The sequence below is a fragment of the Caballeronia sp. LZ016 genome, from assembly GCF_031450805.1.
Classification (GTDB): Bacteria; Pseudomonadota; Gammaproteobacteria; order Burkholderiales; family Burkholderiaceae; genus Caballeronia.
The window spans coordinates 505346-522693 of record NZ_JARTVY010000005.1 but is presented as its reverse complement, the minus strand read 5'-3'; the positions used below and the strand labels follow the sequence as shown (position 1 = coordinate 522693).

17 protein-coding genes and 1 pseudogene are annotated in these 17348 nt (G+C 64.7%); 6 read left to right on the top strand and 12 right to left on the bottom strand.

Going from position 1 to position 17348, the window contains the following annotated elements; all coding sequences use genetic code 11:
* Positions 1-73: 73 nt before the first annotated feature.
* The 3 genes from P9220_RS26205 to P9220_RS26195 all read right to left on the bottom strand — a co-directional run bounded on the left by P9220_RS26205 (position 74) and on the right by P9220_RS26195 (position 3326).
* Positions 74-892: a MetQ/NlpA family lipoprotein gene (locus tag P9220_RS26205; protein WP_309768763.1), complete on the bottom strand. Its 819-nt coding sequence runs from the start codon at positions 890-892 to the stop codon at positions 74-76.
* 182 nt (positions 893-1074) lie between these two features.
* On the bottom strand, positions 1075-2688 hold the full coding sequence (locus P9220_RS26200) for a rhodanese-like domain-containing protein (RefSeq protein ID WP_309768762.1): 1614 nt from the start codon (positions 2686-2688) through the stop codon (positions 1075-1077).
* A gap of 5 nt (positions 2689-2693) precedes the next feature.
* Positions 2694-3326 (bottom strand): NAD(P)H-dependent oxidoreductase, encoded by a 633-nt coding sequence (locus P9220_RS26195; RefSeq protein ID WP_309768938.1) that lies wholly within the window; start codon positions 3324-3326, stop codon positions 2694-2696.
* Between the two features lie 265 nt (positions 3327-3591).
* Here P9220_RS26195 and P9220_RS26190 point away from each other — a divergent pair, with 265 nt between their 5' ends.
* From P9220_RS26190 to P9220_RS26180, 3 genes are all read left to right on the top strand, one after another.
* Positions 3592-4185 (top strand): nitroreductase family protein, encoded by a 594-nt coding sequence (locus tag P9220_RS26190; RefSeq protein WP_309768761.1) that lies wholly within the window; start codon positions 3592-3594, stop codon positions 4183-4185.
* Positions 4186-4420: 235 nt separating this feature from the next.
* A complete protein-coding gene (locus P9220_RS26185) occupies positions 4421-5437 on the top strand; it encodes an ABC transporter substrate-binding protein (RefSeq protein WP_309768760.1) in 1017 nt (338 codons plus the stop codon).
* A gap of 39 nt (positions 5438-5476) precedes the next feature.
* Complete coding sequence (locus P9220_RS26180) at positions 5477-6430, top strand: TauD/TfdA family dioxygenase (protein WP_309768759.1); 954 nt, start codon at positions 5477-5479, stop codon at positions 6428-6430.
* 2 nt (positions 6431-6432) lie between these two features.
* Here the strand turns inward: P9220_RS26180 and P9220_RS26175 are convergent, their stop codons facing one another.
* The 9 genes from P9220_RS26175 to P9220_RS26135 are packed head-to-tail and all read right to left on the bottom strand — an operon-like array spanning position 6433 to position 14728.
* A complete protein-coding gene (locus P9220_RS26175) occupies positions 6433-6786 on the bottom strand; it encodes a RidA family protein (RefSeq protein WP_309768758.1) in 354 nt (117 codons plus the stop codon).
* A gap of 24 nt (positions 6787-6810) precedes the next feature.
* The gene (locus P9220_RS26170) at positions 6811-7983 is read right to left on the bottom strand and encodes an FAD-binding oxidoreductase (RefSeq protein ID WP_309768757.1); all 1173 of its coding nucleotides are present in this window, start codon (positions 7981-7983) and stop codon (positions 6811-6813) included.
* Positions 7976-9382, bottom strand: coding sequence for an NAD(P)/FAD-dependent oxidoreductase (locus P9220_RS26165; RefSeq protein ID WP_309768756.1), 1407 nt, complete (start codon positions 9380-9382; stop codon positions 7976-7978). The genes P9220_RS26170 and P9220_RS26165 overlap by 8 nt, the downstream gene beginning before the upstream one ends.
* Entirely contained in the window at positions 9372-9731 is a 360-nt protein-coding gene (locus P9220_RS26160; protein ID WP_309768755.1) for a (2Fe-2S)-binding protein, read from the bottom strand. Before P9220_RS26160 ends, P9220_RS26165 begins: the two co-directional genes overlap by 11 nt.
* Positions 9732-9737: 6 nt before the next feature.
* Positions 9738-10868 (bottom strand): FAD-dependent oxidoreductase, encoded by a 1131-nt coding sequence (locus tag P9220_RS26155; RefSeq protein ID WP_309768754.1) that lies wholly within the window; start codon positions 10866-10868, stop codon positions 9738-9740.
* The gene (locus P9220_RS26150) at positions 10865-11662 is read right to left on the bottom strand and encodes an ABC transporter permease (RefSeq protein WP_309768753.1); all 798 of its coding nucleotides are present in this window, start codon (positions 11660-11662) and stop codon (positions 10865-10867) included. Before P9220_RS26150 ends, P9220_RS26155 begins: the two co-directional genes overlap by 4 nt.
* A gap of 15 nt (positions 11663-11677) precedes the next feature.
* Positions 11678-12550: an ABC transporter permease gene (locus tag P9220_RS26145; RefSeq protein WP_309768752.1), complete on the bottom strand. Its 873-nt coding sequence runs from the start codon at positions 12548-12550 to the stop codon at positions 11678-11680.
* Positions 12537-13616 carry an ABC transporter ATP-binding protein gene (locus P9220_RS26140; protein ID WP_309768751.1) on the bottom strand — a complete coding sequence of 360 codons (1080 nt, stop codon included), beginning with the start codon at positions 13614-13616 and terminating at the stop codon, positions 12537-12539. The genes P9220_RS26145 and P9220_RS26140 overlap by 14 nt, the downstream gene beginning before the upstream one ends.
* A 47-nt stretch (positions 13617-13663) precedes the next feature.
* Positions 13664-14728: an ABC transporter substrate-binding protein gene (locus P9220_RS26135; RefSeq protein WP_309768750.1), complete on the bottom strand. Its 1065-nt coding sequence runs from the start codon at positions 14726-14728 to the stop codon at positions 13664-13666.
* Between the two features lie 170 nt (positions 14729-14898).
* Between P9220_RS26135 and P9220_RS26130 the strand changes: the two genes are divergently transcribed.
* The 3 genes and pseudogenes from P9220_RS26130 (at position 14899) to P9220_RS26120 (ending at position 17339) form a co-directional block, all read left to right on the top strand.
* On the top strand, positions 14899-15828 hold the full coding sequence (locus P9220_RS26130) for a LysR substrate-binding domain-containing protein (RefSeq protein ID WP_309768749.1): 930 nt from the start codon (positions 14899-14901) through the stop codon (positions 15826-15828).
* A 202-nt stretch (positions 15829-16030) separates the two neighbouring features.
* Positions 16031-16297: pseudogene (locus P9220_RS26125) on the top strand (DUF1488 domain-containing protein); the annotation flags it as partial.
* Between the two features lie 340 nt (positions 16298-16637).
* The gene (locus tag P9220_RS26120; protein ID WP_309768748.1) at positions 16638-17339 is read left to right on the top strand and encodes a CBS domain-containing protein; all 702 of its coding nucleotides are present in this window, start codon (positions 16638-16640) and stop codon (positions 17337-17339) included.
* The last annotated feature ends 9 nt before the right edge of the window (positions 17340-17348 follow it).

The following is a 17348-nucleotide window of genomic DNA, read 5'->3' as shown; positions in this document are numbered from 1 at the left end:
CCGCGCTAACTGATGGATTCAGCTATTCATCTCGCGCGCGCAGATAAGCGTGCGGACACACCGTGGCGGCCGCTTAATGTTGCGGGGCGCCGTCCCAGGCGGGCAGCGTGGCGCCGTGATAGACGGTCAGGATCGCCGATGCCACGTTCGCTTGCTGATAGCTCTGCACGAGCGTCTTGACCCAGGGCGCTTGCGCATCCTTCGCATTCACCGCGATGAAGTTGCGATACGGGTTGCCCGTCACGTTTTCCTGCGCGATGCGCTCCTGCGGAATCTTGATGCCGGCCTTGATCGCCCAGTCGGTGTTCACCACGGCCGCGTCGAGATCGCCGATCGCGCGGCCCACGATGCCTGCGTCCAGCTCCTTGATCTGCACATGCTTGGGATTGCTTGCGATGTCGCGTGCCGTCGGCAGCAGGCCCACGCCTTCGCGGAGCTTGATGATGCCGTTAGCCTGCAGCAGCAACAGCGCGCGGCCTTCGTTACTCGGGTCGTTCGGCACGCCGATGGCGGCGTTCTGCGGCAACTCTGCTACCGATTTCACCTTGCGTGAATACAGGCCGATCGGTTGCACGTAAGTGAAGCCTACCGGCACGATGTCGTAATGACGGGCGCTGACTTGCGCATCCAGATAAGGCTTGTGCTGGAAGGAGTTCGCGTCGAGGTCGTGTTGGGATAGCGCCTCGTTCGGCTGCGTGTAGTCGGAGAAGGTCGTCACCTTCACTTTGATGCCTTGTTTTGCGGCGTTTGCTGCGACCGCGCGCCAGACGTCCTCGTCTTCGCCGGACATGATGCCTACTCGTATCGTCTTGTCCGCTGCTTGCGATGGTTGCGTGGATACGATGCCTAATGTCAGCAGGGCCGTGAATAAGGCGGTTTTTATCGGTTTCATGGTTTGCGTTCCCCGCGCTTTCTGATGTGTGAGTCGTGATGCTAATTAGCGGGGGCGCTGGCGGCAAATAATATCGGGCGATATCGTTATCAAGCTTGACGGAGCCCTGAATCGCCTTCCACGCCCGCTGACAACTCACGTCCTCCGAGCCTCCTGGCTCGACAACATCATCCTTGCGCTACTTACACCACAAAGAACCCGCACGTCCCATCTCGCTCCAGCTGCGCCACCAACTCATACTCCCATTCCAGATACGCCTGCATCGCTTCCCGCGCGTTATCCACGCCCTCGTACGGACGCCGATATCTGTCGATTCGCGGCGACGCCAACCCGTTCTCGCCGCCTTCCGTCGGCAACCCCGCACGTACCCACGCCGACGTTCCGCCCTCCAGCACATGCACCGGCTTGCCCGTCAGCGCAGCAACGTCAGCCGCAGCGTAAGGCGCAAGCGCATTCGCACCACATGTCACCACATAGCGCCTGGCGTCGGGCAAGCTTCGCAAGTCGTCGTACGCGGGTGTCAGTCGTGATCGCAAAATCCACCGCGCGCCGATAATATGCGCCTTCACATAACTGGCGCTCGGCCCCACATCGAGTAACACAACGCCACTTCCCGAATCCTCGAGCAGCGCCGACAGTTCAGCAGGCGATACAGACGGCACACTCGGCGGCTGCGGGCGATCATGCCGCCACTGCCCCTTTTCCGTCAGCCGTCCTGATGAATCATCATCGACCACATACGTCTCGATGTTCATCTGCGCGAGCCACGATGCCGTCATGTTCGCTCGCACGCCGTCATCGTCGAAAAGGACGACGCGCGCGCCACGCACCGGCGCGAACATCTCCGTTTCCTGCACGAGCTGGCCGCCCGGCGCGTTCTGAAAGCCCAGCGCATGGCCAGCTTCATATTCCTCCGGCGTGCGCACGTCGAAACGATAGATCGTCCGCGCCGCATCCGCAGCCCATCGCGATGCCTCTTCGAACGACGTGCGCCGCACGCCCGCTCGCGTCGCAAGCGCCTTTGCCGCCCTCCGCGATGCATCCAGCGACGACGCATCGCGCCCCGCGTCCGTTTCGAATCGCCGCTCGCTGCCGTGTTCGAGCGCCTGCCCCGCAAGCGTCCATCCGATCGTGCCGTTGCGCAGCGCCGCCACCGGATTCGGCACGCCCGCATTGACCAGCGACTGCGCACCGATAATGCTGCGCGTGCGGCCCGCGCAATTCACCACGATGCGCGTCGACGCATCCGGCGCCAGTGCGCGCGCTCGCAACACCAGTTCCGCACCCGGCACGCTGATGCTGCCCGGAATGTTCATCGTGCGATATTCGTCGAAGCGGCGCGCATCCAGCACCACGACGTCATCGCCATTCTTCTGCAACTCATGCAGCGTCGCGGCGGACAGCATCGGCGTATGACGCTGCGCTTCGACGAATTCACCGAATGCCTTGCTCGGCACGTTCACGTCACGAAACACTTCGCCGCCCGCGCGAATCCATCCGGCGAGGCCGTCTTCGAGCAGCGCGACCCGGGTGTAACCCAATTCCGCGAACTTCCGCGCCGCACGCGATGCAAGCCCTTCGCCGTCATCCAGCAATACGACAGGCACGTCGCGGCGAGGCAGCCGCGTGTAGGCATCGAGTTCGATGCGCGCCAGCGGGAAATTTGCCGCGAAGAGCGGATGGCATTGCGCATGCGGGTCTTCCTCGCGCACATCGAGCAGCGCGACTTCGCGTTTTGCGAGAAGGGCGTCGCGAACATCGTGAACCGTCCACACCGCCAGCGTGGTCCCGTTCATGTGCATCAACTCTGCACGACGGCAACGCGATGCTCGACCGCGTGATACGCATCCGACGATGCATGCGCGCCGAACGCAAGGGCAAACGTCGACGCCTGCCGCCCCACTGTGCGCAGCTGCTCGACGACCTTCGGGTCGGAGCACGTATCGGCGGTTTCGAAACGCGTTTCGAGCGTGTTGACGGCCGCGCCGAACGGTGTCGGCCAGCCGCGCAACGCATGCACGATAGAGCGCAGCGATGTCAGCACGGTGCCCGCAGCCTGCCATCCATAAGCCGTCACGATGCTGCCGACCGCGCGGCCATCGAGATACGGGCGATCATCGAGCCGTAGCTCCTCGAGCGTATCGAGCGCGTTCTTCACGAGCCCCGAGATGCCGCCGTGATAGCCGGGCGTCGCGATGATCAACGCGTCCGCGGCGCGAACCGCCTCGATCAGTTCGTGCTGCTCGTCGGTCAGTTCGCGAGTCTCCGGCGCATAGTGCGGCAGGCTGTGCAGGAACGCGCCGCCGAACAACTGCACGCGCGCGCCGGCTTCCTGCGCGCCTTTCAATGCGAAAGCCAGCGCGCGTTCGGTCGACGACGCCGGGCGCGTCGTGCCGCCGATTCCGACGACGAGCGGCCTGCGCGGTGATTGCATCTGGGTCAAGATCGGACTCCCTTGTAATGATGTCGGCCATGTTGCAAGCCCCGAGCCAGCCATCATAACGAGCGGCAACGCGCATCGGAACGCATGAATTGCGCTAAGGATATGCATGGGTGTGGCAGCGTACGCTCGTGCTCGGGCGTTAAGCATCGGCAGTGGATTGCATATCGCAAAGCATTCGTTGGATGCCTGTTCTGCAGGTGTATCTGCACGCGGTATGCTTGAGCCCACGCTTGCAGACACTCGTCCAGAGAGGCTTATGACACACCGTCCCGCACCGACCGATATCGCCATTCATCCGCTGATCGCCGGACGATGGAGCCCGCGCGCCTATGCGGATCGTCCCGTCGCGCACGCGCAGGTCGTCGCGTTGCTGGAGGCGGCGCGCTGGGCGCCGTCTGCGTATAACGTGCAGCCGTGGCGCTTTCTCGTGTTCGAGAAGTCGCAGGACCGCGAGGCGTTCGATCGCGCGTTCGCGTTGCTCGTGCCGTTCAATCAGAAGTGGAACGAGCACGCGCAGGTGTTGATCGCCGTGCTCGCCGATACCCTCACCGGGAAAGGCACGGTCAATCCGAGCGCAAGCTACGACGCCGGCGCCGCAGCGATGGCGCTGCTCTTGCAAGCCCATGCGCAAGACCTCGCCGCTCACGCGATGGGCGGTTTCGACGCGAGCGGACTCAGCAGGGCATTCGCGATTCCCGAGCGCTACACGGCATTGAGCATGATCTCGGTAGCGCATCACGGCGACGCCCAGGCATTGCCCGCCGAACTGGCCGAACGCGAGCTTGCGCCTCGTGCGCGATTGCCGCTCGACGAGATCGCGCGCTTCGGCGCATGGGGCGAAAGCGCATAGCCGCGCGACTCAAGATTGTCGGCACGAAAAACGATAACGCCTGATGAAAGTGCTTTTCAGATCGATGCCGCTCGCGCTGTCGGTCATCCTCGCCGCGTGCGGTGACGCTGGCGATGAGTCAGCAGCGCACGCTTTTCACGTGACTGCATATCCGTAGCATCCTTTCTTCGTTGGGAAGAAGGAATGCCGCTTGTACAGTGACCCTCTCGGCGCATATCGCCTGGACGGTCACCGCATGACGAAATCCTGCTGGTTCAAGCGTTTTTCTTCGACGATCGCGCTCATTGCGGCATTCGCTGCTCCTTCGAGCCGCGCGCATGCCGAAGGCGCCGTGAAGATCGCCGATCAATACGGCATCGGTTCATTGCTGCTGAAAGTGGCGAAGGATCAGAAGCTGATCGAGAAAGAGGGCGCACGCGCGGGTCTGGCCATCGACGTGCAATGGACCACGCTTTCCGGCGGCGCGGCCGTGAACGAGGCGCTGCTGTCCGGTGCGGCGGATATCGCGACGCTCGGCATCGGTCCGCTCATGACCATCTGGGATCGCACGCGCGGGCATCAGGATTTCCGCGCGATATCGGCGCAAAGCGCGGTGCCGGTGTACCTCGTATCGAACGATCCGCACATCCGCAGCATCAGGGATATCGGCGAAAAAGACCGCATCGCCGTGGTGTCGGTCGCGGTATCGCAGCAAGGGCGGCTGTTGCAGATGGCGTCCGCGCAGGCTTTCGGAGACGCGCACTACGCGCGGCTCGATCGCTTCGAAGTGAACATGCCGCATGCGGACGCCACGACCGCGATGCTGTCGGGCAGTTCCGTGATCGACCTGCATTTCTCGAACGCGCCGTATCAGTACCAGGAACTCGACGATCCGAAGATCCACAAGGTGCTGAGTTCCACCGACATACTCGGCGGGCTGGCGACGAGCAGTGTCGCGGTTACATCGGACAAGTGGCGGCGCGACAATCCGAAGACCTACGCCGCCGTGCGCGCGGCGCTTGCAGACGCAGCGAAGCTCATTGCAGCCGACAAGGCACAAGCAGCAGCCATCTACATTCGGCAGGACGGCTCGAAGCTCTCGCCCGCGTTCGTCGAACGCATTCTCAGCGACAAGGAAGTGAGCTTCGCCACGACGCCGAACAACACGCTCCCGCTCGGCGCGTTTCTCTCCAAGGTCGGCGTCATCAAGCACGAACCGAAGACGTGGCGCGACTACTTCTTCGCCGACGATCCCGCCGCGCCCGGCAGCTGAGGCCGAGCGCCATTCCATCATTCGAACGGAGACATATCAGTGAACGCAGCCGTTGTCGTCAACGAGCATGAGGCCGGTGTGAAAGTCAGTCCGCTGTCCGCGCATATCGGTGCGGAGATTAGCGGCGTCGATCTCAGGAAAACGCTGTCGCGTGCGCAAGTCGACGCGATTCGCGCCGCGCTTTTGAAGTGGCGTGTCGTGTTCTTCCGCGAACAGTTTCTCAGCCACGACCAGCACGTCGCGTTTTCTGCACAGTTCGGAGAGCTGACGGTCGGGCATCCGGTGTTCGGTCATGTCGATGGGCACCCGGAGATCTACTCCATCTCCAAGTTTCGCAAGGCGACGCGCTTCGAAGGGCAGGCGTTGCTGCGTCCGTGGACCGGGTGGCATACGGATGTCACCGCGGCCGTCAATCCGCCGTTCGCGTCGATCCTGCGCGGCGTGACCATTCCGCCCTACGGCGGCGATACGCAGTGGACCAATCTCGTCATCGCGTACGAGAAGTTGTCCGCGCCGTTGCGGGCCTTCGTCGATGGCTTGCGTGGCGTGCATCGCTTCGCGCCGCCGCAGGGCGCAAGCGGCACCGAAGCGTTCTCGAAGGCCGTCGACGATCGCACGCTGGTGAGCGAGCATCCGCTCGTGCGCGTGCATCCGGAGACGGGCGAGCGGGCGCTCTATGTGAGTCCGGGCTTTCTAAAGCATATCGTCGGGCTCGCGCCGCGCGAGAGTCAGGTCTTGCTCGAACTCTTGTGGGAGCACGTGACGCGGCCCGAGTTCACCGTGCGCTTCAAGTGGGAGGCGGGCAGCGTCGCGTTCTGGGACAACCGCACGACCGCGCATCTCGCGCCGACCGATATCTTCGATCTCGACTTCGATCGCCAGCTTTATCGCACGACGCTCGTCGGCGACGTGCCGGTCGGGCCGGATGGCCGGGCGTCCGTCGCAATACAGGGGACGCCCGTCGGCGCTGCCGCCGCAGTCGCGTTGAACTAGCCTCAGGCCAGCGCAACCACCGCGATCTCGACCAGCAGCTCGGGCGCGGCGAGCTTCGCCTGCACCGTGGCGCGCGTGGGCGCGTGGCCTTGCGGCACCCATGCGTCCCACACTTCGTTCATGCCGGCGAAGTCGCGATCGATATCCGCGAGCCATACCTGCGCGGAAACGAGGCGGGTCTTGTCGATGCCCGCTTTCTCGAGAAACGCGTCGATCTTGTCCAGTACCTTCGCGGTTTGAACCTTCACATCGGGCGTGTGATCGGCGGAAGTTTGTCCGCCGATGAACACGAGGCCCGCCGCCTTGACGACGCGGCTCATGCGCTGGTTGGTTTCGATGCGTTGGATGTCGGTCATGCATGTACTCCAGTTGAGTTACCGTTAGTGAGTCGCGAGATGCAGCGCGTTCGCTTTCGAATCGTTCGGAATCCGATTGAATCGGTCGACCGCGAAGGCATCGAGTGAAATGGACGGCGCGCCGTCGAGCATCAATTCCGACATGAGCTTGCCGCAGCCCGGTCCCAACTGGAAGCCGCTGCCGCAATAGCCGAAGGAGTAGTACAAATTCGACGCCTTGCGGCTCGCGGAGATCACCGGCAGTTCGTCTTCGGTGAAAGCCTCGACACCGGCCCATGCGCGATTCACGCCGAGATGACGCAAGTGCGGAAAGAGATCCGTGACCGTCCGCGCGCTGCGCACGAGGCGCATGAAGTCCACTTCGCCATGCCGGTTCGAGAGTTCCGCGATCCCGATCAGCTTTCCGCCGATGACCACGGTGCCATTGTCGAACTGCTTGAAGGAGAGCGGCCTGCCCGTCGCGCCGAGCGTCGCACGGCAGAATGGCGCGACGCGATGCGTGACCATCAGCATCAGCCCTTCCGGATGTACCGGCACGGGTTCGCCGACTTGCTTCGCAAGCTCGCCCGACCACGCGCCCGCCGTGACGAGCAGCTTCTCCGCGCTGAAAGCGCCGTGCGGCGTATGAGCGAACCAGCGCGTACCCCGCTGTTCGATGCGGCGCACCGGCGTGCCTTCCAGAAACCGCGCGCCGAGCTTTTGCGCTGCGAGCCGGAACGCCGTCGTCGTGCGAAAGGGCAGCGCATAGCCATCGCGTTCGACCCATATGCCGCCCGTCACGTGCCGCGCGAGCGCCGGTTCCAGTTCCAGCACCGTCTCGCGGTCGATCACCTTCTCATGCGTGAAACCGTGAGATTCCAGCAGCGCGACGCGCTTGCGGCAATCTTCGAGTTCTTCGTCGGTTTCCGCGATCTTCAGTTGTCCGGATGGAACGAAGCCGCCGTCCTCGCCGATGAGTTCGGTCATGCCATGCCATATTTCGCGCGACATCAACGCAAGCGGGATTTCCGGCAACGGACGCCCGAGCGTTCGCACGCCGCCTGCATTCACGCCCGACGAATGGCGCGCGACATAATCCGCTTCGAGCACGACGGCCTTCACGCCGCGCCGCGCCAGATGAAGCGCGCTGCTCGTGCCGTGCAGGCCGCCGCCGATCACGAGCACATCGGCTTCCTGTACCGCGCGTGCGTCATTCACCGGCGAGTTCTCCGAGCGTGAGCGGCTTGATCGGCGGACGAATGCGGTAGTAGCCGACATCGGCGGGCGAGACGCGCCGCGCATCCGCGATCACTTCCGTCACCGTGAGACCGCACATGCGGCCCTGGCACGGACCCATGCCGCAACGCCCGAAGGACTTCGCCTGATTCGGTCCGACGCATCCCAGCTCGACGAACTTGCGCAGCTCGCCTGCGGTGACTTCCTCGCAGCGGCACACGATGGTTTCGTTGCTCGGAATGCGGTTGACATCGCGCGGACGATACAGGCTGTCGAGAAACGGACGAATGCGCAGCACGCCCGCGAGCGCACGCCGCGTCGCGGTGGCTTCCGCATCGCGCTTCGCGTTGCCGATCGCGCCGAGCTGCGCGGCAACGGCCAGTCCCGCCAGCGTGCCCTGCAAGGCCGCCGCCTGCGCTCCGCCGATACCCGCGCCATCGCCCGCGACGAAGATGCCGGGCACGTCCAGCTCGCCCCATTCGTCGGCCTTCGGCGTGAAACAGAGCTGGGCATCGTCCCATCGGTGCGATGCGCGCAGCGCCTGCGTGAACTGCGTATTCGGCACGACGCCCTGATGCAGCAGGATCACGTCGGCCTCGATGCGATGCGTCGCGCCCTGCGTCGTGAAGCTCAGCGCAGCGGCGCGCTCCACGTTGTCCGCGCCGATGCGCGCTTCCACGCGCAGATCGTCGGCGGCTTCGAAGATCGGCACCCCGGCCTCACGCAATGTGCGGATCAGTTGGAGGCCCTTCGATAGAAACGGCCACGCGCGCAACGCCGACAGCATGTGACGCTTCGCGCGCCAGCGATCCTCATGGCGCGTGGTATCGACGAGTGCGCGGATCGGCACGCCGGCGCGCACGTATTGCCAGCCGAGCAGATAGAGCAGCGGTCCGCAACCCGCGAGCACCGGCGGCGCGGCAGGCACTTCGCCCGCGCTCTTCAGAAGGATTTGCGCGGCGCCTGCCGTCAGCACGCCGGGCAGGGTCCAGCCGGGAATCGGGAACGGACGTTCGAGCGCGCCGCTCGCGAGAATCACTCGCTCGGCGTCGAAGCTGCCGATCTTTCCGTCCTTCAGATAATTGACGCCGCGTTCGCGTGTGACTTGCCACACGGTCGCATGGGTCACATGACGCGCGCCGGATGCGGCGAAGGCCTGCGCGATGCCCGCGCCCGCCGCATAGTCGGGGCCGAGTATCTGCTTGCGCTCTGCATCGGCTTTCACGATGCCGCGATAAATCTGCCCGCCGACGGCGTCCTGTTCATCGATCAGCACGGTTTTCAGGCCCGCGCGCGCGGCGATCGTCGCCGCGCTCATGCCGGCGGGGCCCGCGCCGACGACGACCACATCGACGGCTTCGGATGCGAAATCAGCGGCCATGCGCGTTCTCCAGAGGGGCATCGGTCAGATCCATCGGCGGCAGGTCGCGTGCGCCTTCCTGCGAGCGAATCCGCATGCCGGCCTTCACTTCCACCATGCAGCTTTGCCGGCTCGGCACGCCGTCGATCTCGACGAGACATTCGAAGCACGCGCCCATCATGCAGTACGGCGCGCGCGGCGCGCCCGAGACCGGCGTCGCACGAAAGCGCGACACGCCCGCCGCCAGCAGCGCGGCCGCCACCGAGCGCCCGCCCGGCACGGACAAACGCTGATCGTTGAACCAGATGTCGATGGCCGCGCCCGCGCCCGTGCCCGCGAGCGGCTTGAACAACGTTGTGTGTGAAGTCATGTCGGTTCAGTGTGCGAGTGTCAGTTGTTCGGCGTTGTCGAAGCGGCGCGCGGAGAACGTGGGCAATTCGTCGGGCATCGGCGCACCCATGACCCACGGCGCGATGCGCATCACATGCGCGGCGGCGAGCGTCACGCCGCTATGACAGGTGACGACGAACGCGCCGGGATGCGCTTCCGATTCGTTGTAGATCGGAAAGCCGTCGGGGCTGTAGACGCGCAGTGCGGCCCACATGCGCACGAGCCGTACGTTTTGCAGCATTGGAAAGGCGCGCACGCCGCGACGCGCGATGTCGGCGAGCACGTGCGTCGTCGTGAAATCGTTGAAGCCGACTTCTTCCATCGAATCGCCGAACTGCAGGCTGCCTTCGTCGGTCTGTCGCACGTTGAGCGTCGGGTAATGAAGGAACGGCGCGACGCGCTCGCTGACCAGCACTTGCCCGCGATTCGGCGCGACCGGCGCATTCAGTCCGACGAACGGCGCGAGCGTGCGATTGCCGAGGCCCGCCGCCAGCACCACGCGTCCCGCGCGATAGACGCCGCGTTTCCCGTGCACGACGAAGCCGTTCGCCTGCGGCTCGATGCGCTCCGCGCGTTCGCCCGATACGAGCCTCACGCCGCGCGCCTGCATCGCGACATGCAGCGCGCGCAGCAGCTTGAGCGGATTGACGTGGCCGTCCATCGGCGTATAGCTCGCGCCGAGCACGGCGGGGCCGATCTGCGGAATGCGCGCGCGCACGTCGGCGGCATCGAGCATTTCGTAGGGGTAGTCGCCGAGTTCGGCTTGTAGCGTCGAGAGGCGCTTCTCGCGTTCGGCGAGTTCGTCGTCGGTAAAGCAGAAGTGAAAGCCGCCCGGCTGCTTCAACGCCACGTCGATGCCGGTTTCCTGGAGCAACGCCTCCGCGAGTCCGGGCCAGCGCGTGGCCGAACTGCGCGACCAGCGTGCGTAAGGCGAAAGACCGTAGCCCTTGCCCTGAATCCACACGAGGCCGAAGTTGCCGCGCGATGCGCGAAAGCCGCCGTCGTCTTCGTCGAGCACGGTTACGCGCGCGCCTTCGCGGGCAAGGCCGTAAGCCACGGCGGAACCGACGAGGCCGCCGCCGGCGACGATCACATCGGCGGTGCTTGCTTGTGTCATCGCGCTTCTCCGATCAGGATGCGGTCGAGTCCGACCATGCGGTCGAGCAGAATCATCAGGAGCACCGTGCCGACGATCAGCACCGCCGACACCGACGCGACGAGCGGATCGATCGTCTGCGCGATCTGGTTGTACATGGCGACGGGCAGCGTCGTGGTGCCGGGCGTCGCGACGAAGATCGTCATCGTGAGCTCGTCGAAGCTCTGAATGAACGACAGCACCCAGCCGCCGGCGACGCCGGTGCGGATCATCGGCAGGACCACGCGGCGAAACGCGGTGAAGCGGCTCGCGCCACACGAGAGCGCGGCGCGCTCGGCATCGCGATCGAGCCCGACCGCCGACGACAACGCGAGCCGCAGCGCATACGGCAGCACGATGACCACGTGCGCGCAAACCAGCGACCAGAACGATCCCGACAGGTGCAGCAGCGACAGGAACCGCAGGAACGCGATGCCGAGCACGACCGCGGGAATCATCATCGGCGAGAGAAAGAAGCTCGTGAGCGCGGCGCGGCCGGGGAAGCGATACCGTGCGATGGCGAGCGCGGCGGGCACGGCGAGCAACACGCCGATGGTCGCGGCCGCGAATGCGAGGCGCACCGAGAGCCAGAATGCCGAGACGATGTCGCCGTTCTCGATGATCGCGTGGAACCAGCGCAGCGATGCGCCGTCGAAGGGCATCGAGATGAAGCCCTTGTCGGTGAACGCGACGAGCATCACCACCGCGAGCGGTGCAATGATGAACGTGAGAAAGAAGGCGTTATAGACGAGGCCGAGCATGCCGTTCTGTTTCATGAGGTCCTCTCGCGCTCAGTCGAAGATGTGCTTGAAGCGGCGTTCCGCGAGACGGCTGCATCCCATCACGATCGCCACGTTCGCAATCAGCAGGAGCACCGCGATGCTCGCGCCGAGCGGCCAGTTGAGCGTGCCGAGAAACTCGTCATAGGCGGCGGTCGCGACCACTTTCAGGCGTCGTCCGCCGATCAGCGCGGGCGTCGCGAACGCCGATGCCGACAGCGCGAACACGATGATCGATCCCGACAGCACGCCAGGCATGATCTGCGGCAGCACCACGCGGCGAAACACCGCGAAAGACGAGCCGCCGAGCGAGCGCCCGGCCCATTCCACCTGGCTGTCGAGCTTCTGCATGTTGGCCCAGACGGACATCACCATGAACGGCACGAGCACGTGCGTCAGCGCGATGATCATGCCGGTCATCGTGAAGACGAGGCGGATGGGCTCGTCCGTGATGTGCAGCGCCTGCAGCACGTTGTTCAGCACGCCGTTGTTGCCCAGCAGAATCTGCCAGCCGAGCGTTCGCACGACGACCGAGATCAGGAGCGGCCCGAGCACGATCAGGAGACACAGCGACTGCCACGGCCGCTTCATGCGCGCAAGCACGATGGTCTCCGGCACGCCCAGCACGATCGACAGCAGCGTGACGGCGAAGGCGAGACCCGCCGTGCGCAGGAAGATGGCGCCATAGTACGGATCACTAACGACTTCCCAATAGTTCGTCAGCGTGTAGGTGCTCTGGATGCCGGCCGTATCGCTGAAAACGCGAAACGAGAGCATCAGCGTGAGCAGCAGCGGCACCAGCAACAGGCCGATGAAAAGCAGCAGCGCGGGACCCGACAGCAGCCACGGCGCCGCGCCGGGACGGGCGTCGTCAAGCGTGGCCATGTGCGCCTCCTGCCGTCTCTTGCGTGAGTACGCGCAGGTCGTCGTCGGTCCATGCCAGACCGACTTCATCGCCTTCTTCGGGCGGCGGCGCGCCGTGATTCGGCTGCGCCACACGCAGCTTGCCGAGGTCCGTCTCCACTTCGAGCAGCCATTGATTGCCGACGAAGACACGCGTGCAGATGCGGCCGCGCACCCGGGCATCGCCATTGGCGAGATGCAGTTTCTCGGGGCGGATATAGACGTTCACCGCGCCATCGACATGACGGCCCTCGTGCGGCACGTGCAGCGTCGCGCCCGCGACCGATACCTCCGCGCAGCGCGGATTGCGCCGCAGCACTTCGCCCGCGAACGCATTGGTGCGGCCGAGAAACGTCGATGCGAACGGCGTCGCGGGGCGTTCATAGGCGTCGTACGGCGTGCTCAGTTGCGCGATGGTCCCGCGATGCATCACCGCGATGCGGTCGCTCATGGTCATCGCTTCGACCTGGTCGTGCGTGACGAGAATCGTCGTGATGCCGAGGCGCTTCTGGATCGCGCGCAACTCGATGTGCATCTCCTCGCGCAGCTTGGCGTCGAGGTTCGACATCGGTTCGTCGAGCAGCAGCAGCTCGGGTTCCATCGCGATCGCCCGCGCAATGGCCACGCGCTGCCGCTGCCCGCCCGACAGTTCCTTCGGATAGCGATGCCCGAGGCCGTTGAGCCGCACGAGCGCGAGCGCTTCGGTCACGCGCGCTTCGCGCTCCTTGCGCCTGACCTTGCGCATCTCGAGCCCGAAGCCGACGTTGCCCGCCACCGTCATGTGTGGAAAGAGCGCATAGCTTTGAAACACGACGCCGATGCCGCGCTTCTCCGGACGCTCGTGCGTGATGTCGCGGCCGTCGAGCATGATGCGCCCGGTGCTCGGCGTGACGAAGCCCGCGACCATCTGCAGCGTCGTCGTCTTGCCGCAGCCCGAAGGCCCGAGCAGCGACAAGAACTCGCCGCGTTCGACCGAAAGATCGAGTTGCTCGATCGCGGTGAAATCGCCGTAGCGTTTCGAAATGCCCTGCAAAGTCAGGAAGGCCATGCGCCTTGCTCCTTCATCGAATCACGTGCACGAGGCGGGTAGGGGGATCAGCGTTCGACCGAACGATTCCAGCGCTCCGTCCATTCCGTGCGATGCTGATTGATGCTCGTCCAGTCCATCGCGGTCAGCTTGCCGATCTGCTCGGGACCGTAAGGCACGCGCGCGGCGATCTCCGGCGTGAGCTTGACCGTCTTGTTGACGGGACCGAGACCGATGGCTTGCGCCTGCATCGTCTGCACTTCCGGGCTCAGCAAGTACTGCACGAATTGCTGCGACAGCTGCGGCTGCGCGTTCTCGGCGAGGGTGCATGCGGCCACTTGCAGCGCGACCGCGCCTTCCTTCGGGTAGATGAACTTGAGCGGAAAGCCCGTGTTTTGCAGGGCCACCGCGCGTCCGCTGCCGTACGGCGCGAGAATCACGTCGCCCGATTGCATCTGGCCGTCCATCTCACCGGGCGTCGGCGCCCACGAGAGGACGTTCGGCGCGACCTGCTTCGTCATCGCGGAAAAGCCCGGATCGATATTCTTCTCGCCGCCGCCGTTCATGCGCGCGAGCATCACGAGGGTATGCAGCCCATAAGTGTTGGTGATCGGCGGCACGCCCAGCTTGCCCTTGATGCGTGCGTCCGAGAGCACCTTCCATGAATCGGGCGGCGGCAGGCCGGCCTTCTTGAAGGCTTCCTCGTTATAGCCGATGCCCGTTGCCACCATGCCGACGCCGACCGCGGTCGGTCCGAGCTTCGCGAGCGGATACAGGTCGTTCATCACGGGCGCGTCTTCGACCTTCGCGCACAGGCCGAGCTGCATCGCCTGATACATGGGGCCGTCGTCCATCACCGCGACGTTGATCTGCTGATGCCCTTTCTGCGCCTGGAGTTTCGCGAGCGTATCGCTCGAATTGCCCGCGACGTAGACGATCTTCACGTTATGCGCCTTCTCGAACGGCGGAATCACCTTCTGCCGATACAACTGCTCGTTCGAGCCGCCGACGTTCGCGACATAGAGCGTGGTTTCGGCGTGCGCGAGAAGCGGGGCAAGGGGGGCAGCCAGCGAAAGCGCCGCGACGGCGGTGCGGGCAGGGGCGGAAAGACGGCGATGCAGCGCTCTCTTCATGACGACGATCTCCAGTACCGGTATGTGTGGGGCGGGCTTCTAAACCTGTCGTTGTGATGCAGTGTCGCGCCGGCGTGTCATATCGTCCAATACGAATAAAATACGTATCCATGCAGGAATGATATGGGTCATGGTTGTTCCGCTCAGGGAAAACGCGAAGGAAAGCACGCATGAATCTGAAGCACATCGAGGCGTTTCGCGCGGTGATGGTCTCGGGATCGATGACGGCCGCCGCCAAGGCGCTCTTCACGTCGCAGCCGAACGTGAGCCGCCTGATTTCCCAGCTCGAACGCGATACGGGCCTGCAGCTCTTTCAGCGCAGCGGCGTGCGTCTGATACCGACGAGCGAAGGCACGGCGTTCTTTCGCGAAGTCGAGCGCGCGTTCGTCGGCTTGCAGGGACTGGCGAACGCGGCCGCGCAGATACGCAATCTCGGCAGCGGACGTCTGCGCATCGCGGCGATGCCGTCGGCGGGCATGACGCTCGTGCCGCACGCCATCAAGCGCTTCGTCGCGCAGTTTCCGGAGGTCACGGTGTCGCTGCACGTGAACACGTCCGGCACCGTGAATCACTGGACCGCATCGCAGTTCTGCGACCTCGGCGTCGCGGTGTATGTCAGCGAGGCATCCGATTGCGAGGTCGAGCAGCTATCGAACGTGGCGGCTGTATGCGTGATGCCCGCTTCGCACCGGCTGGCGGCCAAGCGCAGCATCCGGCCCGAAGATCTCGAAGGCGAATCGTTCATATCGTTGTGTCACGGCGACGGCACGCGCGCATTGATGGACGAGGTTTTCCAGCGCGCCGGTGTCGAGCGCGTGCTTGCGATAGAAGCGCAGTACACCGCGATAAGCTGCGAAATGGTCCGGCACGGCATGGGCGTGACGCTCGCGCATCCGATCGTCGCGCGGGACTTCGCGGGGCCGGATATCGCCATTCGTCCGTTTCTTCCGGCCACGCGTTTCCCGACTTATCTGTTGTTTCCGCCGCATCGGCCGCGTGAAAGGCTCACCTTGGCGTTCGTCGAGATTCTTCGTGAACTGCATGGCGAACTGCTCGCGGAAGTCGTCCCGCCGCGGCGCGGCGCGCGGACATCGCGCTGAGACTGCTGCCGTATGTTTTCGCGGGCGAATACAGTGGCCGCCTGCGACGGCATCCCTTGCGCCGCGCCGTCGTTTTCGCGCAGGCAGGCGTGCGCGCATTGATCTGGATCAACGCTCTCGGGCGTCGCGGCGGGAACACTGGAAGCGTCGGCCGCGGCGCATGTGCCGCTCGCTTCTCATCGTCCTGCGAGGGCTCCTCATCATGGACATCACGTTTCCGGGCGCCACACCCGTCTATCAGGGCGACGAACCCGCGCTCGTGTTCGAGGCCATCGCGGGCGGCGAGCGGGTTCGATGCACGATATCGGCGGAGGCGCTGAAGGATCATTTCGGGGCCGCGTCCTCACGAGAGGACGACTTGCAGCGCGCGTTCGAGCGCAATCGCGCCGCCATCGAAGGGGCCGCCGAACAATTGCTCACGAGCGTCGGACGCAAGCCGGTGATGCTTCGCAGCGGCTATTTCCGCTTCAGCGACGCAGTTCCCGCGAATCTTAGGACGCACCGCCGCGCGGACTCATCGAGCCATGAACATGCGTTGCCGCCCGAACCCGCGTTGCCGGAATCGCCGCCGTCGAAGCGGGAGCGTCGCGCGGGAAGAAATCCGCATGGAGCCGGATGATGCGTGCGATGTGCTTCGACGCAAACGCGCCGGCCTGCACGTATCGCGATCGGCAGGTATCGACGGATAACGCTTCGCATCTCGTGCGCCGTTGACGCATGTCAACGCCTGACATCGGGCGAGGCGTATCGTGATAGGCGAAGGCGGCATCGTTTCGATCAACTGATGATTCACCCTACCGGAGCCCATCATGCAAGCACGCGATGTGATGACCTCGACGCTCGTTTCCGTCACGCCGGACACGACCGTTCATGAGCTGGCGAAATTGCTGGTCAGGCACCGCATCAGCGGCGCGCCGGTCGTCGATGAGAACCAGCATGTGGTCGGCATGGTCAGCGAAGGCGACCTGCTTCATCGCAGCGAGACGGATACCGAGAAGCGCCAGGGCAGGCGTTCGTGGTGGCTCGACCTGATCGGCTCGGATGGCGCGGCGGATTACGTGAAGTCACATGCGCGCACGGTCGGCGAGATCATGAGCCGCGACGTGGTGTGCGTGCAAGAGGACACTTCGCTTGCCGAGATCGCTTCGGTGCTGGAAACGCGTCATATCAAGCGCGTGCCCGTGTTGCGCGATCACCGGCTCGTCGGCATCGTGAGCCGCTCGAATCTCGTGCAGGCGCTCGCGTCCGTGCCGGCGCCGGTGGCGGAGAGCGCTCAGGGTACATCGGCAAGCGACAAGGAGATTCGCGCGATGCTGATGGGCGAACTGGCGGGGCGCGGCTGGGCGTTTCCGGGCCGCAATATCGTCGTGCGCAATGGCGTCGTGCACTTGTGGGGCACGGTGTGGTCCACGGATCAGCTCGATGCGATGCGTATCGCCTCCGGAAATATCCCCGGCGTGAAGCGCGTGGAGGATCACACGATTCCGTATCCGATCATGCCTGGCGTCTGACGCTGACGT

Excerpts from the sequence above, each read along its gene's own strand:
- P9220_RS26205 (WP_309768763.1), bottom strand. The coding sequence starts at position 892 with ATGAAACCGATAAAAACCGCCTTATTCACGGCCCTGCTGACATTAGGC.
- P9220_RS26200 (WP_309768762.1), bottom strand. The coding sequence starts at position 2,688 with ATGAACGGGACCACGCTGGCGGTGTGGACGGTTCACGATGTTCGCGAC.
- P9220_RS26195 (WP_309768938.1), bottom strand. The coding sequence starts at position 3,326 with ATGCAATCACCGCGCAGGCCGCTCGTCGTCGGAATCGGCGGCACGACG.
- P9220_RS26190 (WP_309768761.1), top strand. The coding sequence starts at position 3,592 with ATGACACACCGTCCCGCACCGACCGATATCGCCATTCATCCGCTGATC.
- P9220_RS26185 (WP_309768760.1), top strand. The coding sequence starts at position 4,421 with ATGACGAAATCCTGCTGGTTCAAGCGTTTTTCTTCGACGATCGCGCTC.
- P9220_RS26175 (WP_309768758.1), bottom strand. The coding sequence starts at position 6,786 with ATGACCGACATCCAACGCATCGAAACCAACCAGCGCATGAGCCGCGTC.
- P9220_RS26165 (WP_309768756.1), bottom strand. The coding sequence starts at position 9,382 with ATGGCCGCTGATTTCGCATCCGAAGCCGTCGATGTGGTCGTCGTCGGC.
- P9220_RS26160 (WP_309768755.1), bottom strand. The coding sequence starts at position 9,731 with ATGACTTCACACACAACGTTGTTCAAGCCGCTCGCGGGCACGGGCGCG.
- P9220_RS26155 (WP_309768754.1), bottom strand. The coding sequence starts at position 10,868 with ATGACACAAGCAAGCACCGCCGATGTGATCGTCGCCGGCGGCGGCCTC.
- P9220_RS26150 (WP_309768753.1), bottom strand. The coding sequence starts at position 11,662 with ATGAAACAGAACGGCATGCTCGGCCTCGTCTATAACGCCTTCTTTCTC.
- P9220_RS26145 (WP_309768752.1), bottom strand. The coding sequence starts at position 12,550 with ATGGCCACGCTTGACGACGCCCGTCCCGGCGCGGCGCCGTGGCTGCTG.
- P9220_RS26140 (WP_309768751.1), bottom strand. The coding sequence starts at position 13,616 with ATGGCCTTCCTGACTTTGCAGGGCATTTCGAAACGCTACGGCGATTTC.
- P9220_RS26135 (WP_309768750.1), bottom strand. The coding sequence starts at position 14,728 with ATGAAGAGAGCGCTGCATCGCCGTCTTTCCGCCCCTGCCCGCACCGCC.
- P9220_RS26130 (WP_309768749.1), top strand. The coding sequence starts at position 14,899 with ATGAATCTGAAGCACATCGAGGCGTTTCGCGCGGTGATGGTCTCGGGA.
- P9220_RS26120 (WP_309768748.1), top strand. The coding sequence starts at position 16,638 with ATGCAAGCACGCGATGTGATGACCTCGACGCTCGTTTCCGTCACGCCG.